The organism is Streptomyces sp. NPDC038200 (genome assembly GCF_055600785.1).
The window spans coordinates 17,197-33,557 of sequence record NZ_JBVJYH010000018.1; the positions used below are offsets into that span (position 1 = coordinate 17,197).

10 protein-coding genes and 1 pseudogene are annotated in these 16,361 nt (G+C 70.2%); 2 read left to right on the forward strand and 9 right to left on the reverse strand.

What is annotated here, in order from left to right; genetic code table 11:
- Nucleotides 1-404 precede the first annotated feature (404 nt).
- From ACZ7KF_RS30310 to ACZ7KF_RS30325, 4 genes and pseudogenes are all read right to left on the reverse strand, one after another.
- The gene (locus ACZ7KF_RS30310) at nucleotides 405-1,538 is read right to left on the reverse strand and encodes an FAD-dependent oxidoreductase (protein ID WP_471081909.1); all 1,134 of its coding nucleotides are present in this window, start codon (nucleotides 1,536-1,538) and stop codon (nucleotides 405-407) included.
- A 370-nt stretch (nucleotides 1,539-1,908) separates the two neighbouring features.
- Complete coding sequence (locus tag ACZ7KF_RS30315; protein WP_471081912.1) at nucleotides 1,909-2,898, reverse strand: phosphotransferase family protein; 990 nt, start codon at nucleotides 2,896-2,898, stop codon at nucleotides 1,909-1,911.
- Nucleotides 2,899-2,975: 77 nt separating this feature from the next.
- Nucleotides 2,976-3,125: pseudogene (locus tag ACZ7KF_RS30320) on the reverse strand (IS21-like element helper ATPase IstB); the annotation flags it as partial.
- 100 nt (nucleotides 3,126-3,225) lie between these two features.
- Complete coding sequence (locus ACZ7KF_RS30325; protein ID WP_471081915.1) at nucleotides 3,226-4,176, reverse strand: RNA-binding protein; 951 nt, start codon at nucleotides 4,174-4,176, stop codon at nucleotides 3,226-3,228.
- A 1,043-nt stretch (nucleotides 4,177-5,219) separates the two neighbouring features.
- On the opposite strand from ACZ7KF_RS30325, the gene ACZ7KF_RS30330 reads away from it, so the two are divergent.
- Nucleotides 5,220-5,621, forward strand: a complete 402-nt coding sequence (locus tag ACZ7KF_RS30330; RefSeq protein WP_471081918.1) for a cupin domain-containing protein — start codon at nucleotides 5,220-5,222, stop codon at nucleotides 5,619-5,621.
- A 154-nt stretch (nucleotides 5,622-5,775) separates the two neighbouring features.
- Here ACZ7KF_RS30330 and ACZ7KF_RS30335 read toward each other — a convergent pair whose 3' ends face one another.
- The 3 genes from ACZ7KF_RS30335 to ACZ7KF_RS30345 all read right to left on the reverse strand — a co-directional run bounded on the left by ACZ7KF_RS30335 (nucleotide 5,776) and on the right by ACZ7KF_RS30345 (nucleotide 11,620).
- The gene (locus ACZ7KF_RS30335; protein WP_471081920.1) at nucleotides 5,776-8,607 is read right to left on the reverse strand and encodes a M48 family metalloprotease; all 2,832 of its coding nucleotides are present in this window, start codon (nucleotides 8,605-8,607) and stop codon (nucleotides 5,776-5,778) included.
- Nucleotides 8,604-9,224 (reverse strand): hypothetical protein, encoded by a 621-nt coding sequence (locus ACZ7KF_RS30340; RefSeq protein WP_471081921.1) that lies wholly within the window; start codon nucleotides 9,222-9,224, stop codon nucleotides 8,604-8,606. The genes ACZ7KF_RS30335 and ACZ7KF_RS30340 overlap by 4 nt, the downstream gene beginning before the upstream one ends.
- Nucleotides 9,225-9,901: 677 nt before the next feature.
- Nucleotides 9,902-11,620, reverse strand: a complete 1,719-nt coding sequence (locus tag ACZ7KF_RS30345) for a sensor histidine kinase (RefSeq protein WP_471081923.1) — start codon at nucleotides 11,618-11,620, stop codon at nucleotides 9,902-9,904.
- 371 nt (nucleotides 11,621-11,991) lie between these two features.
- Between ACZ7KF_RS30345 and ACZ7KF_RS30350 the strand changes: the two genes are divergently transcribed.
- Nucleotides 11,992-12,450: a pyridoxamine 5'-phosphate oxidase family protein gene (locus tag ACZ7KF_RS30350; RefSeq protein ID WP_471081925.1), complete on the forward strand. Its 459-nt coding sequence runs from the start codon at nucleotides 11,992-11,994 to the stop codon at nucleotides 12,448-12,450.
- A 44-nt stretch (nucleotides 12,451-12,494) separates the two neighbouring features.
- Here ACZ7KF_RS30350 and ACZ7KF_RS30355 read toward each other — a convergent pair whose 3' ends face one another.
- Both ACZ7KF_RS30355 and ACZ7KF_RS30360 read right to left on the reverse strand, forming a co-directional pair.
- Nucleotides 12,495-13,400 carry a universal stress protein gene (locus tag ACZ7KF_RS30355; protein ID WP_471081927.1) on the reverse strand — a complete coding sequence of 302 codons (906 nt, stop codon included), beginning with the start codon at nucleotides 13,398-13,400 and terminating at the stop codon, nucleotides 12,495-12,497.
- Between the two features lie 233 nt (nucleotides 13,401-13,633).
- Nucleotides 13,634-16,015 carry a phosphoketolase family protein gene (locus tag ACZ7KF_RS30360; RefSeq protein WP_471081929.1) on the reverse strand — a complete coding sequence of 794 codons (2,382 nt, stop codon included), beginning with the start codon at nucleotides 16,013-16,015 and terminating at the stop codon, nucleotides 13,634-13,636.
- Nucleotides 16,016-16,361 lie beyond the last annotated feature (346 nt).

The following is a 16,361-nucleotide window of genomic DNA, read 5'->3' on the forward strand; positions in this document are numbered from 1 at the left end:
CCGCGCGCCACGCCGCTGCCGGGCGGCGTCAGGGACGTGCACCCCGCCACTTCCACACTCGCCCGTCAAGCGCCTTCTGTCACGGGGCCGCATGGCCTCGCCATGGGCCGGTCGCCCCTGAGGAAGGCCGTGGACGCAAGGCCGCTCGGCCCTGCCCGGTACCCGGTCGGCCCCTGGCCTCCCCGGTCCGTCGGGGCCGCACGCTGAGGGCGCCGCGTCCTCCAAGAAGGATTCGCGATGACCGGTATCCACGAGCCTCCCGTGCACGCCCTGCCGACCGACGGCACCACCGGACGGATACGGCGGGCGGGACCGGCCGACCGTGCGGCCGTCCTGCGGCTGCACGCGGAGATGGCGGGGTGGGGGGCTCTGCGCGCTTGCGAGAGGTCGGCACAAGGACGTGATCAGGCGTCCGCTGCCTGCGTGAAGAAGTCGATGAACCCGTGCGGGGCGTTGTCGCCGAGGCAGAGGTCCAGGATGTGGCGAGCGTCGGCGTAGAAGGCCTTGACGCGCGGGAACAGGGCGGCTTCGTAGGCAGCGAGGGCCGCCTCCACGTCGCCCGGGTGGGCGGCTATGGCCTTGCCGAGTTCGGCGCCGTCGAACATCGCCAGGTTCGCGCCGTCACCGGACGGGGGCATCAGGTGTGCGGCGTCACCGATGAGGGTGACTCCGGGTACGCGGCCCCACTGGTGGCCGTCGGGGAGGGTGTGGATCATGCGGGCGACCGGGGCGGTGTCGCCGTCGGTGATCAGGGCGGTGAGGTGCGGGGCCCAGCCCTCGAACTCGGACGCGATCCGGGTGCGTACCGCGGTGGGGTCGGTGAAGTCCAGAGCAGTGATCCATTCGGCGGGCCGGGTCAACTGGACGTAGGTGTGCAAGATGTTCCCGGCCTCACGGTGGGCGGTGATGCCCTTGCCCGGGCTGAGCGCGTACATGGCACCCCGGCCGACGGCCTCCGCCGTGGCGGGGTGCCGTGCGACGACGTCATGGAGGTAGGTCTCGATGAACGTCGTGCCGGTGTACTCCGGCGTGGCGGGCGACAGCAGCGGCCTGACCTTCGACCAGGCTCCGTCGGCGCCGACGAGCAGACCACTGGTGACGGTGGACCCCTCGGCGAAGGCCAGCTCGTGGCGGCCGTCGCCGAGGGGGTGGACCGCGGTGAGCTTGTGGCCCCACCGGACTGCGCCGGCGGGGAGGGAGTCGAGGAGGATCCGGCGCAGGTCGCCACGGAGGACTTCCGGCCGGGCGGCCCTGCCGTCGTCGGGCATGTCGAGGAGCAGCGCGCCATGGCGGTCGAGCACGCGTGCCGCCTCCGCGCCCTCGTGGATGATGGCGCGGAAAGCCTCGGTGAGGCCGGCGTCGGCGAGCGCGCGCTGTCCGTCGTCCTCGTGGATGTCGAGCTGGCCCCCTTGGGTGCGGGACTCGGCCGAGGGATCGGCCTCGTACACGGTCGCGGGGATGCCGTGGACGTGGAGGACGCGGGCGAGGGTGAGGCCGCCCAGGCCCGCTCCGATGATCGTTACCGGTGTCGTCGTCATGATGGGTTTCCTTCGTTCGCAACAGGAATGGAACGCTGTTCCACCGCCATGTTGGAACGCCGTTCCAGATGTGTCAAACTTGGACTCGTGACAACCCGGGCTCAACGCTCCGCACGGCGCACCGACGCGCTCTCGAAGCAGCGGAAGGACGACCGGCCGGCCGAGGCCACCAGCGACGTGGTCGCTCGCGTGACGACGGACGCGACCCGTGACGCGCAGCCGCGACAGGCCATCCGGACCATCGCACTGGGCTCGAATGACGGCACTGCCGACTGGGCGAGGGGCGGGCGGGACGGTCGACCGCCCGTCAGGGCGGCTGGCCGTCGAGACGGGTAGCGGTGGGAGCGATACGTCTGTGGCGGACGCGGTGCTAATGGACCAGCAGGGCCAGCGCTTCCTTCGCGTTGTGCTCGGCGATGTCCTGCATCAGCGTGCGGTGCGGGAAGTCGCCGTCGAGCAGGCGAAGAGGGCCGGCCACCAGTGAGAGACGCATCGCGAGCATGTAGAGGTCGAGCCGTGCTGGATCGAGTCCGGGGCGTGACAAGACCGGGTACCGGTCGCCGAAACGAAGCCGCAGGAACACGTGCTCCCACTCGACATCGAAGAACATCAGGCCCTCGATGTCGATGAGGACGGCGTGTCCGGAGGCGTCGACCAGGACGTGGTCGGGCCCGAGTTCGGCGTGGATCAGTCCGTGCTGCGTGCGCGGAGCCACTCGTGCGGCCAGCTCCTGCAGGCGATCGCGCAAAGAGGCCGAGGCTGATCCGACCCTGGGGTCGCGTTCGGCCGCCTCGACAAGGTCTTCGATTGCACGCTCGAGCACCAGTTGCTCGCATGAATCACCACTCGCTTCGTGGCCCCGTTCGAGCACGTCCACCCTGCCGTAGTGCCGACTGTGCTGCTGGTGCATGACGTCGAGCATTCCTGCCAGCTCGCTCAAGGCATCTGATGCGCGTGCGGGGTCCGTCTGCAGGAGCCCTTCCAGAGTGCGGCCGTCAACGTCCTCGACAACTGCCACATCGGCCGGGTAACGGCGTCGGCTGTCATCAGTCAGAAGCACCCCCGGAACCCGGACGCCAAGGCGGTCCAGCTTCCGCTGAGCGGCCAGGAAGGGGACCAGCCCGGAGGCGGGAGCAAACGGGTGAGCCGCGTCGATGGCTCCCGCCGCCGGCCAGAAGTTCTCGGCCTCGGCCCAGCTGTAGACGATCACACTCGCTGTCCGTGATCCGCTCGTGTGAACCCGGTAGACGCCCTTCTTGCTTCCGCCGCGCAACCGGTCCACTCCGACAACGTGGGCTCCCGCCCCCAGTGCCTCGTGCACGATCCCTGACAGGGCTTCACCATCCGTGAACCGGCGCATCCGCCGACCTTATCCCCGGCCTGGTGCGCCGTTGGTGCGAGTCCCCCTCCAGTGAGTCAGCCGGCTCTGGCGGGTTCTCAGGCTCGGGCTCGGGTGCTGGCGAGGCGGTGGGAGTCGGTGCCGGTTTCGATGACGGTGCCGTTGAAGGTGAGACGGTCGACGGGGAGTTCGGCGCCGTGGCGGTCGAGTTCCCTGTAGCCGAGTTCGTCGGTGCAGAGGAGGTCGACGGCCTCGGCGCCCAGGGTGCCGGCAGTGGCGGCGGACGACTGGGGCGGTGTTGCCCAGCGGTAGCTCTCCAGCTGTCCCGCGCGGCGCGCGCGAACCGGGTCACCAACGGGCGCGCAGCACGCCGTCGCTGTCCGGCAGGACAGCGCAGAGCAGCGGGTGGCGTTCGTCGAGGGACAGAGGCAGGACGCAGGCCGCTCGCGCATCGGCCACTTGGGTGGCGAGCTCCTGGTACTCGGTGTCGTCGACGATCGCGTAGCTGATCATCCCGTCTTGCGCCTCCCAGACGAACTCCACGGATCCCTCCTCGGGCAGCGCGGCGAGAACCGCGCCGACGTCCGGGGTCAGGTCAGGCCAGAGGGTCAGCAGGGCGCGCGGGCCGAGACCGGCGCGCACTCTGTCGAGGTTCTCCGGCGTGAGGCGGTGCCAGCGTGCGGCGTTGCGGACGTAGGTCTCCTCAAGGAGCAAGGTGTGCCGCGAGGCAAGCACGGCGCGCACGCGCGTCCAGAAGTCCTCGTCGGCCGGCTCTGTCACTTCCGCTTCGTCGACCTCAGCCGCATAGGGCGACGCCGTCAGCGGTTCCGGGAAGAGGCCGAGTTCCCGGGTACGGGCCACGGCGTCCTCACAGGGCCGATCGCTGCCCACGTACACATACTGGTCCCACCCGACATGCACGGTGAACACATCTCCCACCTCCAGTCGGCACCAGGCGCCCTGGTCGCGGAGCATGGCCCGGACCAGCTCCAGGGCGACCGGAAGGGAGACCTCGGCCCCGTCGTGATAGCCGGTGAGGTCGGGTGGGAAGAGCCCGCCGAGGCCGTGCCCCTCAACCGGCGGCTCCGCACCGAAGTGCACGAAGCCGGTGACCGCAGGTTCGCGGATCTCCAACCGGTCGATGTCCGAGGCCTCCGCGAAAGCGGCGATCGCCGCCAGGTACGCCGCTTCGACAGGTCCGTGGTCGCTGACTGTGTCCTGGGCGCCGGTGTAGTGGCCGTGCTCGTCGCGGTCCGCGGGGTCGTACTTGGTGATCCGGTGCACGAAGGACGGCGGCACGCTGCTCCTTGGACGGACGGAAGGAGTGCCAGCGTAGCTTCCGGTTCCGATTCCGTTGCGCGCCGAGCGTCACACGCCGACTACCGGCGACCATCCGCCAACCATCGCCGCCCGTCTCACAACGGTGACTTCGATCGACAGGCGGCCCCGTGCCCGCGGGAGTCGACTCGGTCGGCGGGCAGCGAGGACCTGTAGTTGGCCCGCCCCAGGATCGATAACCGTGTCGCGGCCTGGAGACAGGCGAGGCGGGCACAGGCTTCGGATGTCTCACATCTGTTCCGTGATTACTTCGGCGTCGGGCCGGACTTCGCTGTAGCGCTGACTCGTGCAGTGCTTGGCGCGGCGGCTGCTGCGGCGTTCGGTGCGGGCAAGCAAGCGGAAGGCGTGGCCGGTCTGCTTGCTATCGGCGCCTGCGCACCGGTGCTCTCGCGCAGCTAGGACGGCTGCCTGCAGGGCCGGATGTCACCCCATCCGGCACGGCTGTGCCAGGGAACGCCGACGGCACTGAAGCAGTCGCGGCTCCCCGTGCACGCCCAGCGGAGACGGAAGGAAGCGCAGCCAGTGGCCGGTGACCGTTTCGTATCCCCGTACTGGGCAGCGCTGACGCGGATCGGGCCGCCTCGGACATGGACTGATGCCGCAAGGCGGTTTTCGCAGGAGCGCTTGAGTTTCAGTCAGCGCCATACGCGACGCCTTTTCGGCCGTGGTCCAACCGCTCCGCACAAGGACCGCAGCGGGCACAAGACACCGGCGGAGACCCTGGTACTCCGTGCCCAAACGACAGTTCAGGGCGCGGTCTTCCAAGCCAGATCCGCACAGCCCGCTGGTCATTCGGAGACAGACCCGCGTGGCCTGCACCTCAGCAACCCTGCCCTTGGCGAACTGTCAGCGACGCTGGGGATCTCAACCGGACCCGACATCCTCACACGTGCGCTGACCCACCACTCGTACGCAGAGGCTCACGGTGTGCCTGACAACGAACCATTGATGGCATTGGGGGACTCCCCCACCTTCGGGCAAGGACGGTCAACACCCGTACTTTCGTGCTCCTGGCGGACGGCTCGGACACCGGAGGGGCGCTCGGTGCGAACCGCCTGACCCTCGGACGGGGCGCCACCGGGGCCCGAACCCACTACCACGCGCGATCGACTGAGCTGTTCCACGTGCTGGAGGGGACGATGTGGTTCACCGTGGCCGGCAGCACGACGGCCGTCGCCGCCGGCGGCCTGGTCTGTGTCCCGCCCGGCATCCCGCACTCCTTCGGGGCGACCGTCGACTCCACCGCGGACCTGCTGGCAATCCTGACCCCGGGCGTCGACCGCTTCGACTACTTCCGCACGCTCGGGCGTATCCAGTTCGGGCAGGAACCCTTCGACCGCCTTCTGCCGGAGCAGGACCGCTACGACGTGCATTTCCTCCCGGACACCGGGCCCACCACCCCGTGAGCCCCCCGAGCCCTGACGCCGGGTGACATCGGTGCGGGGGCGGGGCCAGCCGACCTGCTGCCTGTCTTCCCGCGGCCGGGCCGCACCGGCCGCCTTGCGGGCAAGGCCCAGGAATGCGGCACCCGGCGCATCCCGGGTGCGTGGCCGATGGGGTTTACGGTGCAGCTTCAGCGCGTCGCAGCATGATGGTGTAGCGCGTGGCACGAAGCCTCAGTCTGTCCTGGGCACATGAGAACTCCTCGACCTTCGTCATATGGCCGGTCAGCGACGTCGTCATCTGCTGTGCACCGTCGAAGAACAGGTGCTGCCGTCCCTTGGAGACCCGGTCGCCGTAGACGATGAGTCCATCCTCGATTCGGTAAGTGCCGCGGACGCTTCCCTCGTAGACGTAGGAGAGACGATGGCCAGCCAACGAGCCGCTTTCCTCTATGCCGGAACCGAAGTCCACGATCAGCGTGCCGTCCTGCTCGAATCGGTGGGAGGCACCGCCCTGACGCGTCAAGGTGAGTTTGCCTGCCTTCAAGGGGAGGGTCCTGCGGTACGACGTCTCCACCCAGGTTCCTTCGAGACATCGGGCAGGCGGCATGTCGAGCGTGAAGACGTACCAGTTCCGGTGGTTGAGGAAGGCGGCGGGGACGAGCGGGACGATCAGGGCTGCAGCCGTCAGCGTGCCGACGATGCGGACACGCAGCGGCCGGTGGTCGCCGAGCGGCAGGGCGCTCGGGCTGCCGACGGGCGGTATGTCTCCCTTGAAGTGATTCCGCCGCTGCCGCAGCGCTGCCCGCGCCCCCGCGGCGACCAGGACCACGGGCACCGCGGCGAGTGTGCCGAGCACAATCGCGTGGTGCCAGAACCTGCCGGTGGTATGGGCGGACAACGGCCTGAAGCACATGTCCACCAGGCCGCCGTCCCCAAATGCGTAGCAGTTGCCGGGCATGGAGCCCAGCCACACCACACCGGTCACCAAGGTTCCCGCGACGAACACCGTCATGAGGGCGAGAGGAATCCGCTGCCGGGTGACAACGACCGTGGTGGCTCCCGCAGCCAGGCTCAGAGCGGCAACGGTGATCGCCAAGAAGGCGTCCATGTTGCCTTGGGCCCACTTCTCCAGCTCCGCATTGCCCGTGGCTGCGCGGAAGGCGGCTCTTGCCAGCAGCAGCTGGACGAGGCAGGCCAGCGTGCACAGGAAGGCACCGGCCGCTGCGACGGCAAGGGCCCGACGGGCGTCGTGCACACAGCGGTCGTGCGCGGCTTCCCCCGTCGGCCACGGTCGGCGAACCGTGCAGGCAAGCGGCACGATCCACAGCAGTGCCAGACCCACCAGGACCCACGGCACGTAGTAGCTGCCGACGAAGAACAAGAGTCGGAACGGCCACATCATCAGCGATTCGATGGCGGTGAGGAACGCGGCATGTCCGTGGCCCAGACCGCTCGGCATGGAATGGACGAAGGGTACGTCCTTCCGCAGCGCGGATACGAGCGTCTCGTCGACTTGCTGACGCAACGTCATCCATAGACCCATCCAGGGGGTGGTCGCGACCACGGCGGTGGCGGCCAGTCCGTACACCACTCCGCGAGAGGCCCGGCCCCGCATCGCGGTCACCGCCCGAACGGCAGATCTCGTCCACAGGGCCAACAGGAGCCCGCCGGCCAGCAGCGGAGCAAGAGTGATCAGCACCGTTCCGGCGTGGAAGGAATCACTGCGATCGATCTGGGAGAAGAGCATCCATCGACTTCCCCCGGTGTTGATCAACGAAATGGCATCACCCGCGAGAAAGCCCACAGCCACGGCCACAGGGAAGCCTGCCGTGCGCAGTGCGGACACGCGATTCGGCGCCGCGGCCAGGGCCCGGGAGACGGCCAGCACCAGCGTCGCGGCTACCGGGACCGTGAAGATCAGGGCAGTCAGGAAGGTCGCCTGATTGCTCGACCAGGGCATGAAGGCGGCGAGGATGAAGTGGCCGTTTTCCAGGATGACCGCTGTCACGATGCCGACGCCGACACATTCCCACAGCCGTGGGCGGATGAGCCACAAGGGGTCGCTCGCGCGCTCGATCCGGAGCAGGGGCGGCGGATGGTGATGCCCATACCGGCGAACCCAGGCCAGACGCCCCACCTCTTCCTGCCGGAGGCGGGCGTGCAAGGCCTGCAGCCCGGTGTGACCGGAGGACGATCCCTGCCAGAGCGCGGCCCGCGCGTCAGCGTGAATCTCACGGTTTCGCAGCAGGGCGTTGCGGGTGAGGTACACCAACAGGGTCAAAGCAGCCAAGGACATCGAAACCCGTCCGGCTCGCTGCCAGTCGAGGCCAACCTCCGATGTGCCGTCCGGCGCGGCGCCGGGGAAGAACGACGGCACCAGTGCGAGGAACAGCATCAGCGGAACCACGACGGTCACGAACGACCACCAGAGAGCCATCGTGAAGTGGGCTTGATCGACGTCCCGGTTGCGCAGGTGCGCTAGTTCGTGCAGGACCGACTCCCGCAGCAGGTCCGGCTCGGTGTCATAGGTGTTGAACAGGCCGATGGGCAGCTTGACGTACCGGCGCCCGACCCGTCCGAACGCCAAGGCGCCCAGGCCCTTGTCGTACGGCGCCAGTAAGAACACCGGCTCGGTGTCCGGGCCTGCTCTTCGGCACAGGCCGCGCAGCTCGGCCACGAGTTCCGGACCGAGTGCGTCTGTCAGGGGCTGCAGGGCGTCCTTGCGCCTGGTCCACCAGGGACGGGCTGCGTAAAGAGTGACCGCGATGACGAACACGGCGGCGGTGCCCGCGGCGATGAGTGAAGTCCTCCCATGGGCGCCCAGGGGAAGCACGGTGTGCAGGACATAGAAGACCATCGACGTGGTAGCGGCCACGGCACCGATCAACAGGACGAACAGGGAGGAGGTGCCGCTGGAGAGCAGCGGCTCGTCCTCGGGATCCCTCGAGGCATGCGGGTCGCCTGGCCCCGGCGGGGGCGCAGCCGGTTGAAGCGATGGCGTGGTCATGCGTCCCGCGCCGCCGTCTCACCCTGCTCTCGCTCGGGACGGGGTCCGCGGGCGTCCGGCTGGGCCGTGGGTCCCGGCTCCCGCGTGGAGTGCGCATCGGATCCGGCTTCGGTGCCGATCAGCGCATCCGCGATCTCCCGCGCGACCGCTTGGGACTGGCCGTTGCGCCGCACCACGTCCCCCACGATCCGGCGCACCTCCTGGCGCTCCTCCGCAGGCAGATCCAGGACGGGTTCCGCGCGACCCGAGCTCGCGTCGTCCTCGGCCGGCCGGTTCCGGATCAGCCGCCGCACGGCCTGGGTCGTCTCCTTCGCCAGGCGCACCGTCCCCCGGCGGAGGGATTCGGCGACCAGATAGACGGCGACTTCGGACGAGACCGCGAGGGCGAGAGGAGTCACAGCGTCCACCACCTGGCTCAGCCCGCTGCCCACCGCCTTGTCGCCGGGCCGGTCGCCCTTCAGGGCGCGCTCCGGATCAGCGAAGTACGCCTGGCTGGTGAGCGGAAAGGAGCGGACCTCACTCGGCGCAACACGCTGAACGACCTCGCGAGCGATGTCCATGACCAATTCCTGATCGGCCGGCTCCTGCCCCCCGGTCTTGCGAGAACGCAGCTTCATGCTTCCCCCTCCCGGTCGCGACCACGGCAACGCCTGCGGCCGACTGCTGTGGGAAGCACATCCGAGGCAGTCGCCGGAACTCCGACCGCCCTCTGCCCCCCAACACCGACTGCTTATCGGAACGACGCCAGGCACGGCCTGCGGGTTCCCTAATAGATCACATCGCCCGATATTGATCGTAAATGAACATCAATTACGGAAAGGGGGCTCTGCCATCGCCATCCGCGACCGGACAGGGAACAGGTGGCGCCGGTGTCCGTGGGGAGCGCAGATCGTACGCCGACGTCGTGGACGGAAGGCCGTGATCGGTGCCGTCGAGCCGACATCGACGACAAGGTCGGCTTCGAACGGCAAGCCGGTGTGCCCGGGCGCACCGGCCGGGTCTGGTGCACAGGAGCGAGCAGCACGCCGTCCGTCTCGATCAGGACGAGGTGGTCGGGCCGGGCCGCACGGCGTCACCTGCCTCGATGCCCGCGTGCGGCTCGTTCCGCGCCGGCCGCAAGACTCCTGCCCGCGACGACTGCGCTGACCCTGGAATCGGGGCCGGCCCACGGGCACAGCGGGACCACCGCCCCGGGTCTCCGCGACGCCCACGCCCGGGGCGGTGGTCCGGGTCTCCGCGAGGCCGGGGCGGTGGTCGTCGTGATCTCGCGTTCCCGCTCCCGCGTCGATGTCGCCTACGCGGCGGTGAGGGGCGCTCGCCAGCACACTGCGGCGCCCCCGCCCTCGGGACGGGAGACGTCGAGGTGACCGCCCAGCTGTTCCGCCCGCTCGGCCATGTTGCGCAGTCCGCTGCGCCGCCCGTCCGCCGGGATGCCCACCCCGTTGTCCGAGACCGTGAGGGACACCTCGTGGCCGTCGGCCGTGAGGACGACCTGGGCCCGGTCGGCGTGGGCGTGGCGAGCGATGTTCGTGAGTGCCTCGGACAGGACGGCCACGACGTGATCGGCGGTCTCGCGCGGCACATCGGTGTCCACCAGCCCTTCCATGCGCACGCTGGGCGCGAAGCCGAGGACCGGGGTCTCTTGCCCCACCACCCGGACGACCCGGGCTCGCAGCCCGTCGCCGGCCCCGCCCGTGCGGGCCCGCAGCCCGAAGATGGCCGACCTGATGATCTTGATGGTCTCGTCCAGGTCGTCCACGGCCCTCAGCACGCGTTCGGCCGCCTCCGGGTGTTCGATGAAGCGGCCCGCGCTCTGCAGGGTCATCCCCGTGGCGAAGAGTCGCTGAATGGCCAGATCGTGCAGGTCACGGGCGATCCGGTCGCGGTCCTGGAGCACGGCGATCTGCTCGGCGTCCTTGCGGCGCTCGGCCAGTTCCATCGCGATCGCGGCCTGGGCGGCGAAGCCCCGCAGCATCTCGGCCTCCGTGCCGGAGAACACCGGCCCACCGGACTCGCGGGCCACCAGCACCACGCCTCGTACGCCGCCCCGGCCGGTGCCGATGGGAACGGCCAGGGCCGGGCCCAGTCCCTGGAAACGCGGCGGCTCGGGACAGATCCGCTCGTCATCCCCCACGTCGTCGGTGGCGACCGGAGCGGCAGCCGAGAAGGCGAGACCCATCAGACTCCCGGTCAGGGGGAGGACCAGGCCCCGGTGTGCCTCCGCGTCCACGCCCACGGCTATCTCCACGGTGAGGAACTCACCGTCCTCCAGCGGCATCGCCACCGCCGCCAGGGCGGACCCCATCAGCTCGCGAGCCCGTTCGGCGATCAGTTTGAGGGCCTCCGCGTGGGCGCTGCCGGACATCAGGCTGTGACTGATCTCGGCGTTCGCCAGCAGCCAGCGCTCACGCAGCCGGGACTCCTCGTACAGCCGGGCGTTGTCGATGGCCACGCCGGCCGCCACGGCCAGCGTGCACAGCACCGACTCGTCCTCCTCGTCGAACTGGACACCGCCGCGCTTCTCGGTCAGGTACAGGTTGCCGAAGACCTGGTCACGGACCCGGATCGGCACGCCCAGGAACGTGTTCATCGGCGGATGGTGGAGCGGGAAGCCGTAGGAGGCCGGGTGCTGGGGGATCTTCTCCAGCCGGAGCGGCTCCGGGTGGCGGATCACCTCACCGAGGATGCCGTGGCCCTCCGGATAGTGACCGATCTCGGCTATCCGCTCGTCGGTCACACCGACGGTGTGGAAGGCCGACAGAGAGCTGCCGTCGGGGCCGATGACCCCGAGGGCCGCGTACTCGGCGTCGACGAGCACGGCGGCCGACTCCACGATGGCGTGCAACGCGTGTTCAAGGTCCAGTTCGCGGCCGACGGAGAGCACCGCCTCCAGCAGGCTGTGCACGCGTTCCTGCGTGCCCCGAGCCGCGTCGATCCTGGCCTGCAGCTCCTCCAGCAACTCGTCGAGCTTGAGCTGCGGCAGGCGTACACGAGGCTCTTCCGGGCTTGCCACCACGCGCCTCCATGCCCCTGATAACCGAAGGGGTGGGATTTCGGTGTCATTCGCCACGATAGCGCTCCGCGGACCGGCCAGGCGCGGATCCGGCCGAGTGGGACGCCGCCGACTCCGTTCCCCTTCTGGTGGCGGAGGAGGCGCTCCGGGGGCGCTGACCGGCACGGACACCGGTGACAGCAGCTGAGAGGGTCATCCGGCCCCTCGACGGACCCGAACGGCACTGGGCGGCGGGTTCGTCGAGCGGGACAGTGGGAGCAGGAGCGGCACCGGTCCCCCGCGGTGTCGCTCCGCTCGCATCGCACTCCGTGTCCGTGGACCGGCCGGAGCCGGTGCGAAGACCGCCGCCGTCCTCCCCGAAGAGGCAGGTCATGACCCGCAACGATGCCCTCGCGTGCCAGCGCGTCGACCTCGGCCCCGACGAGGCGCTGAGGCTGCTGGGCAGCGTGTCGCTGGGCAGGATCGTCTTCACCCGGCAGGCCTTGCCCACCGTCCGTCCGGTCGCCCACGTCCTGGACCACGGGGACATCCTCATCCGCACGCACGATGGCGCGGCCCTGACGTCGCCGGGCGCGGATGCCGACGGCCGAGGCGTGGTCGTCGCCTACGAGGCCGACGCCATCGACCCGGACACGCACCTCGGCTGGAGCGTGTTCGTCACGGGTTATGCCCGGCTGGTGACGGATCCCGTCGAACTGGCCCGCATCGGACCGTCGCTGCGGTCCTGGGCGCCCGTCGAGGGCGTCGACCAGACGGTACGCATCCACCCCGAGGTGGTCGCGGGGATCCGCCTGACGGAGCCGGGTGAAGCCTCGACGGCACCCGGCTGAGCCCGCTCCGACGGCACATGGCTCTCCTCCTCGTCGGTGACGGGTCAGCCGTGTGCGACGACAGCGACGGGAGCGGCGATGTGGTGCAGGGCGGAGTGGGTGACATGCCCGATGTGGGAACCGAAGGAGCCGGTGCGGACACGCCGGCCGACGACGGCGAGCGAGGCGTCACGGGACTCGTCGACGAGGACCTGGGGAGCGCTGCCGCACCGGCTCGCCTCGATCACCTCGACGTCGGGGAACTTCTGCCGCCAGGGCCGCAGCACCTGACTCAGGGCGGAGGCCTGCCCGCGTTCGAGCGAGTCGTGGTGTGCGCCGTCGGCGGAGATGCCGTGGAACGAGGTCGAGGGCTCGGGCCAGGCGTGGACGGCCCGAAGGGCGGCCTTCCGCCGGGCGGCGGCGTCGAAGGCGAACTCCAGGAGCGTGTCGTCCGGGTGTGGGACGTCGAGCCCGAGCACGACGGGCCGGAAGGCCGCCGCGGCGGACGGTACGCCCGCCGCGTCCGTCTCGTGCTCGTCAGCGGCCTGCTCCCCGGCCCGCACCAGGACCACCGGTCGCTCGGCGCGGGCCACGACACCCAGACTCACCGAACCGGCCACGAACCCGCGGAGGCCGCCCAGGCCCCGTGACCCCAGCACCAGCAGCTCGGCCTGGACCGCCGCCTCGCAGAGCACGTCGGCCACGTTTCCCGTGAGCTGCTCGGTGTGCACGTCGATGCCCGGGTGGTGCAGCCGGACGCCGTCCGCGGCCTCGCGGGTCAGCTGCTCGGACCAGCGGTGGTAGCCCTCGAGGTCGAGCAGCGGGGTCGGCCCCATGTACCTGGGCATCGGCTCCCGCACCTGCACGATCTTCAGGGGCAGGCCCCGCAGCAGTGCCTCGCGCGCCGCCCACTCGACAGCGGCCCGGCTTTCTGGCGAGTCGTCGAGGCCCACGGTGATGGTTCGGGACATGGTCGCCGCCTCCCGGGGTGAGGGTTCCGCCACCAGCGTGGCGCCACGGCGCCGGCCGAAATCAGGGGCCACATGGCCCCATCGGGGGCCGACCGATCCTCCGCGGGCAGTCGCCGCGGAGGCCGGCCGGGGCCGAGCGGTCCCCGGGGCCGATCTGCCGGCCGAGGGCTCATCACGCGGTACCGGAACTCGCTGTGGTTCGTCGTGATGCCCTCGGGCGCCGCACGGAACGCTCAGGCGTTCCAGCTCCACTCCGCGACCTCGGGCAGGTCGGTGCCGTGTTCGCGGATCCACGCGTGGTGGCGGGTGCGGGCGTCCACCATCGTCTGGCGTACGGCCGCGGCGCGCACGGCGAGGCCGGGTACGCGGTCGATGACGTCCATGACGAGGCGGTAGCGGTCGAGATCGTTGCGGACGACCATGTCGAAGGGGGTGGTCGTGGTGCCGGACTCCTGGTACCCGCGCACATGCAGGTTCCCGTGGCCGGTGCGGCTGTAGGCGAGGCGGTGGACCAGCCACGGGTAGCCGTGGTAGGCGAAGATCACTGGTGTGCCGGTGGTGAACAGGCCGTCGTACTCGGCGTCGGTCATGCCGTGCGGGTGCGCCCCGTGCGGCAGCAGCCGGGTCATGTCGACCACGTTGACCACACGCACCGACAGTCCGGGCAGGTGACGGCGGAGCAACTGGGCGGCGGCCAGGACCTCCTGGGTGGGGACGTCACCGGCGCAGGCGAGGACCACGTCGGGTTCCCCGCCGTTCTCCGTGCCGGCCCACTCCCAGATCCCGGCGCCGCGCGCGCAGTGGACCTGGGCCTGTTCGATCGTCAGCCAGTCGAAGCAGGGTTGTTTGCCGGCCACGACGACGTTGACGTAGTCACGGCTGCGCAGGACGTGATCGGCCACGCAGAGCAGCGTGTTGGCGTCCGGCGGCAGGTAGACGCGGACCACCTCGGGGCTCTTGTTGAGCACGTGGTCCACGAATCCGGGGTCCTGGTGGGAGAAGCCGTTGTGATCCTGACGCCAGACGTGCGAGGTGAGCAGGTAGTTCAGGGAGGCGATGGGGGCCCGCCAGGGCAGCTCGCGCGAGGTCTTGAGCCACTTGATGTGCTGGTTGACCATCGAGTCGACGATGTGGACGAACGCCTCGTAGCAGGAGAACAGTCCGTGCCGCCCGGTCAGCAGATATCCCTCCAGCCAGCCCTGGCACAGATGTTCGGAGAGAATCTCCATGACCCGGCCGTGCCGGTCCAGGTGCTCGTCCACCGGAAGCAGCCCGGCCTGCCAGGCCTTCCCGCTGGCCTCGAAGACGGCCTGGAGCCGGTTGGAGGCGGTCTCGTCCGGACCGACCAGCCGGAAGTCCCGGCGCGCTCGTGTGTCCCGCATGACCTGTTCGAGCAGGTCGCCGAGGATCCGGGTGGGTTCGTGCAGGGTGGCGCCGGGCTTGTCGACGGGCACGGCGAAGGTGTCGAGCGGCGGCAGCGGAAGATCGCGGACGAGCAGGCCGCCGTTGGCGTGCGGAGTCGCCCCGAGGCGCCTGGCTCCGTCGGGGACGCAGGCGAGCACGTCGGCACTCGGCCGTCCGTCCGGGTCGAACAGCTCCTCGGGCCGGTACGAGCGCAGCCAGTCCTCCAGCTGCCGCAGGTGATCCGGGTTGTCGCGGACGCCGGCCAGCGGGACCTGGTGGGAACGCCAGGTGCCCTCGACCGGCTCGCCGTCCACTTCGGCCGGGCCGGTCCAGCCCTTAGGGGTGCGCAGCACGATCATCGGCCAGTGCACCCGGTCGGCGGATCCTTCCTCGCGGGCGGTGCGCTGCGCGCGTGCGATCCGGTCCAGGGCTTCGTCGAACGCGGCCGCCAGGCCGCGATGCACCTCGGCGGGGTCGTCGCCGGTGACGTGCAGCGGTTCATGGCCGTAGCCCCGCAGCAGGGCGTCGAGTTCCTCCTCCGGGAGGCGGGACAGCACGGTCGGATTGGCGATCTTGTAGCCGTTGAGATGCAGGATCGGCAGGACGGCTCCGTCGTGCACCGGGTCGAGGAACTTGTCGGAGTGCCAGGACGCTGCCAGCGGCCCGGTCTCCGCCTCACCGTCCCCGATCACGCAGGTCACCAGGAGGTCCGGGTTGTCGAAGGCGGCGCCGTAGGCGTGCGCGAGCGAGTAGCCGAGTTCGCCTCCCTCATGGATCGACCCGGGGGTCTCCGGCGCCACGTGGCTCGGCACACCGCCGGGGAAGGAGAACTGCCGGAACAGGCGGCCCATGCCCTCCGCGTCCCGCGTCACATCGGGGTAGGTCTCGCTGTAGCTGCCCTCCAGCCAGGAGCCCGCGAGGACAGCCGGCCCGCCGTGCCCCGGGCCCCACACGCACAGTGCGTTCAGTCCGCGCGCCTTGATCACGCGGTTGAGGTGGGTGTACACGAGGTTGAGTCCCGGCGAGGTCCCCCAGTGGCCGAGCAGCCGCGGCTTGATGTGCTCGGGTCGCAGTGGCTCGGTCAGCAGCGGGTTGGCCATGAGGTAGATCTGTCCGGCGGACAGATAGTTCGCTGCGCGCCAGTGCGCGTCCAAGGTGCGGATTTCCTCGTCGGTGAGCGGAGTGGGCTCCTGGCGGACGGCATGGGACATGGGCACCTCGGATGTTGTCCGGTATCTGCTGTTTTATAAGCATTGTCGGAGAAGTTCGGGCGTCACAGCCATCGGGCGCGCTGCGAGAAGAAGCACGGCGTGGGCCACCGCCCCGGGGCGAGGCCCGGGGCGGCCGCATCCAGTGCACCGCGTCCGGTCCCTCCGCGCTGGGGCCGAACAGCCCCCGCGCCGGGGCCTGAGGTCCCTTCCTGAGGCCGCTCGTGCGCGAGACCGCGCCGGAGGGTCACCGAGCGGGTTCCCGACCAGCGGTTCCCGATCGGCGCTCTGGGCCGGTGCGCGGTGGTCCCCTCCCGCGCGACCGTGGCCCGGCAGGCCCGTCGTGGGG

Coding starts and splice junctions, on each gene's coding strand:
- ACZ7KF_RS30310 (WP_471081909.1), bottom strand. CDS start 1,538: ATGACGACGACACCGGTAACGATCATCGGAGCGGGCCTGGGCGGCCTC.
- ACZ7KF_RS30315 (WP_471081912.1), bottom strand. CDS start 2,898: ATGCGCCGGTTCACGGATGGTGAAGCCCTGTCAGGGATCGTGCACGAG.
- ACZ7KF_RS30335 (WP_471081920.1), bottom strand. CDS start 8,607: ATGACCACGCCATCGCTTCAACCGGCTGCGCCCCCGCCGGGGCCAGGC.
- ACZ7KF_RS30340 (WP_471081921.1), bottom strand. CDS start 9,224: ATGAAGCTGCGTTCTCGCAAGACCGGGGGGCAGGAGCCGGCCGATCAG.
- ACZ7KF_RS30350 (WP_471081925.1), top strand. CDS start 11,992: ATGACCCGCAACGATGCCCTCGCGTGCCAGCGCGTCGACCTCGGCCCC.
- ACZ7KF_RS30355 (WP_471081927.1), bottom strand. CDS start 13,400: ATGTCCCGAACCATCACCGTGGGCCTCGACGACTCGCCAGAAAGCCGG.
- ACZ7KF_RS30360 (WP_471081929.1), bottom strand. CDS start 16,015: ATGTCCCATGCCGTCCGCCAGGAGCCCACTCCGCTCACCGACGAGGAA.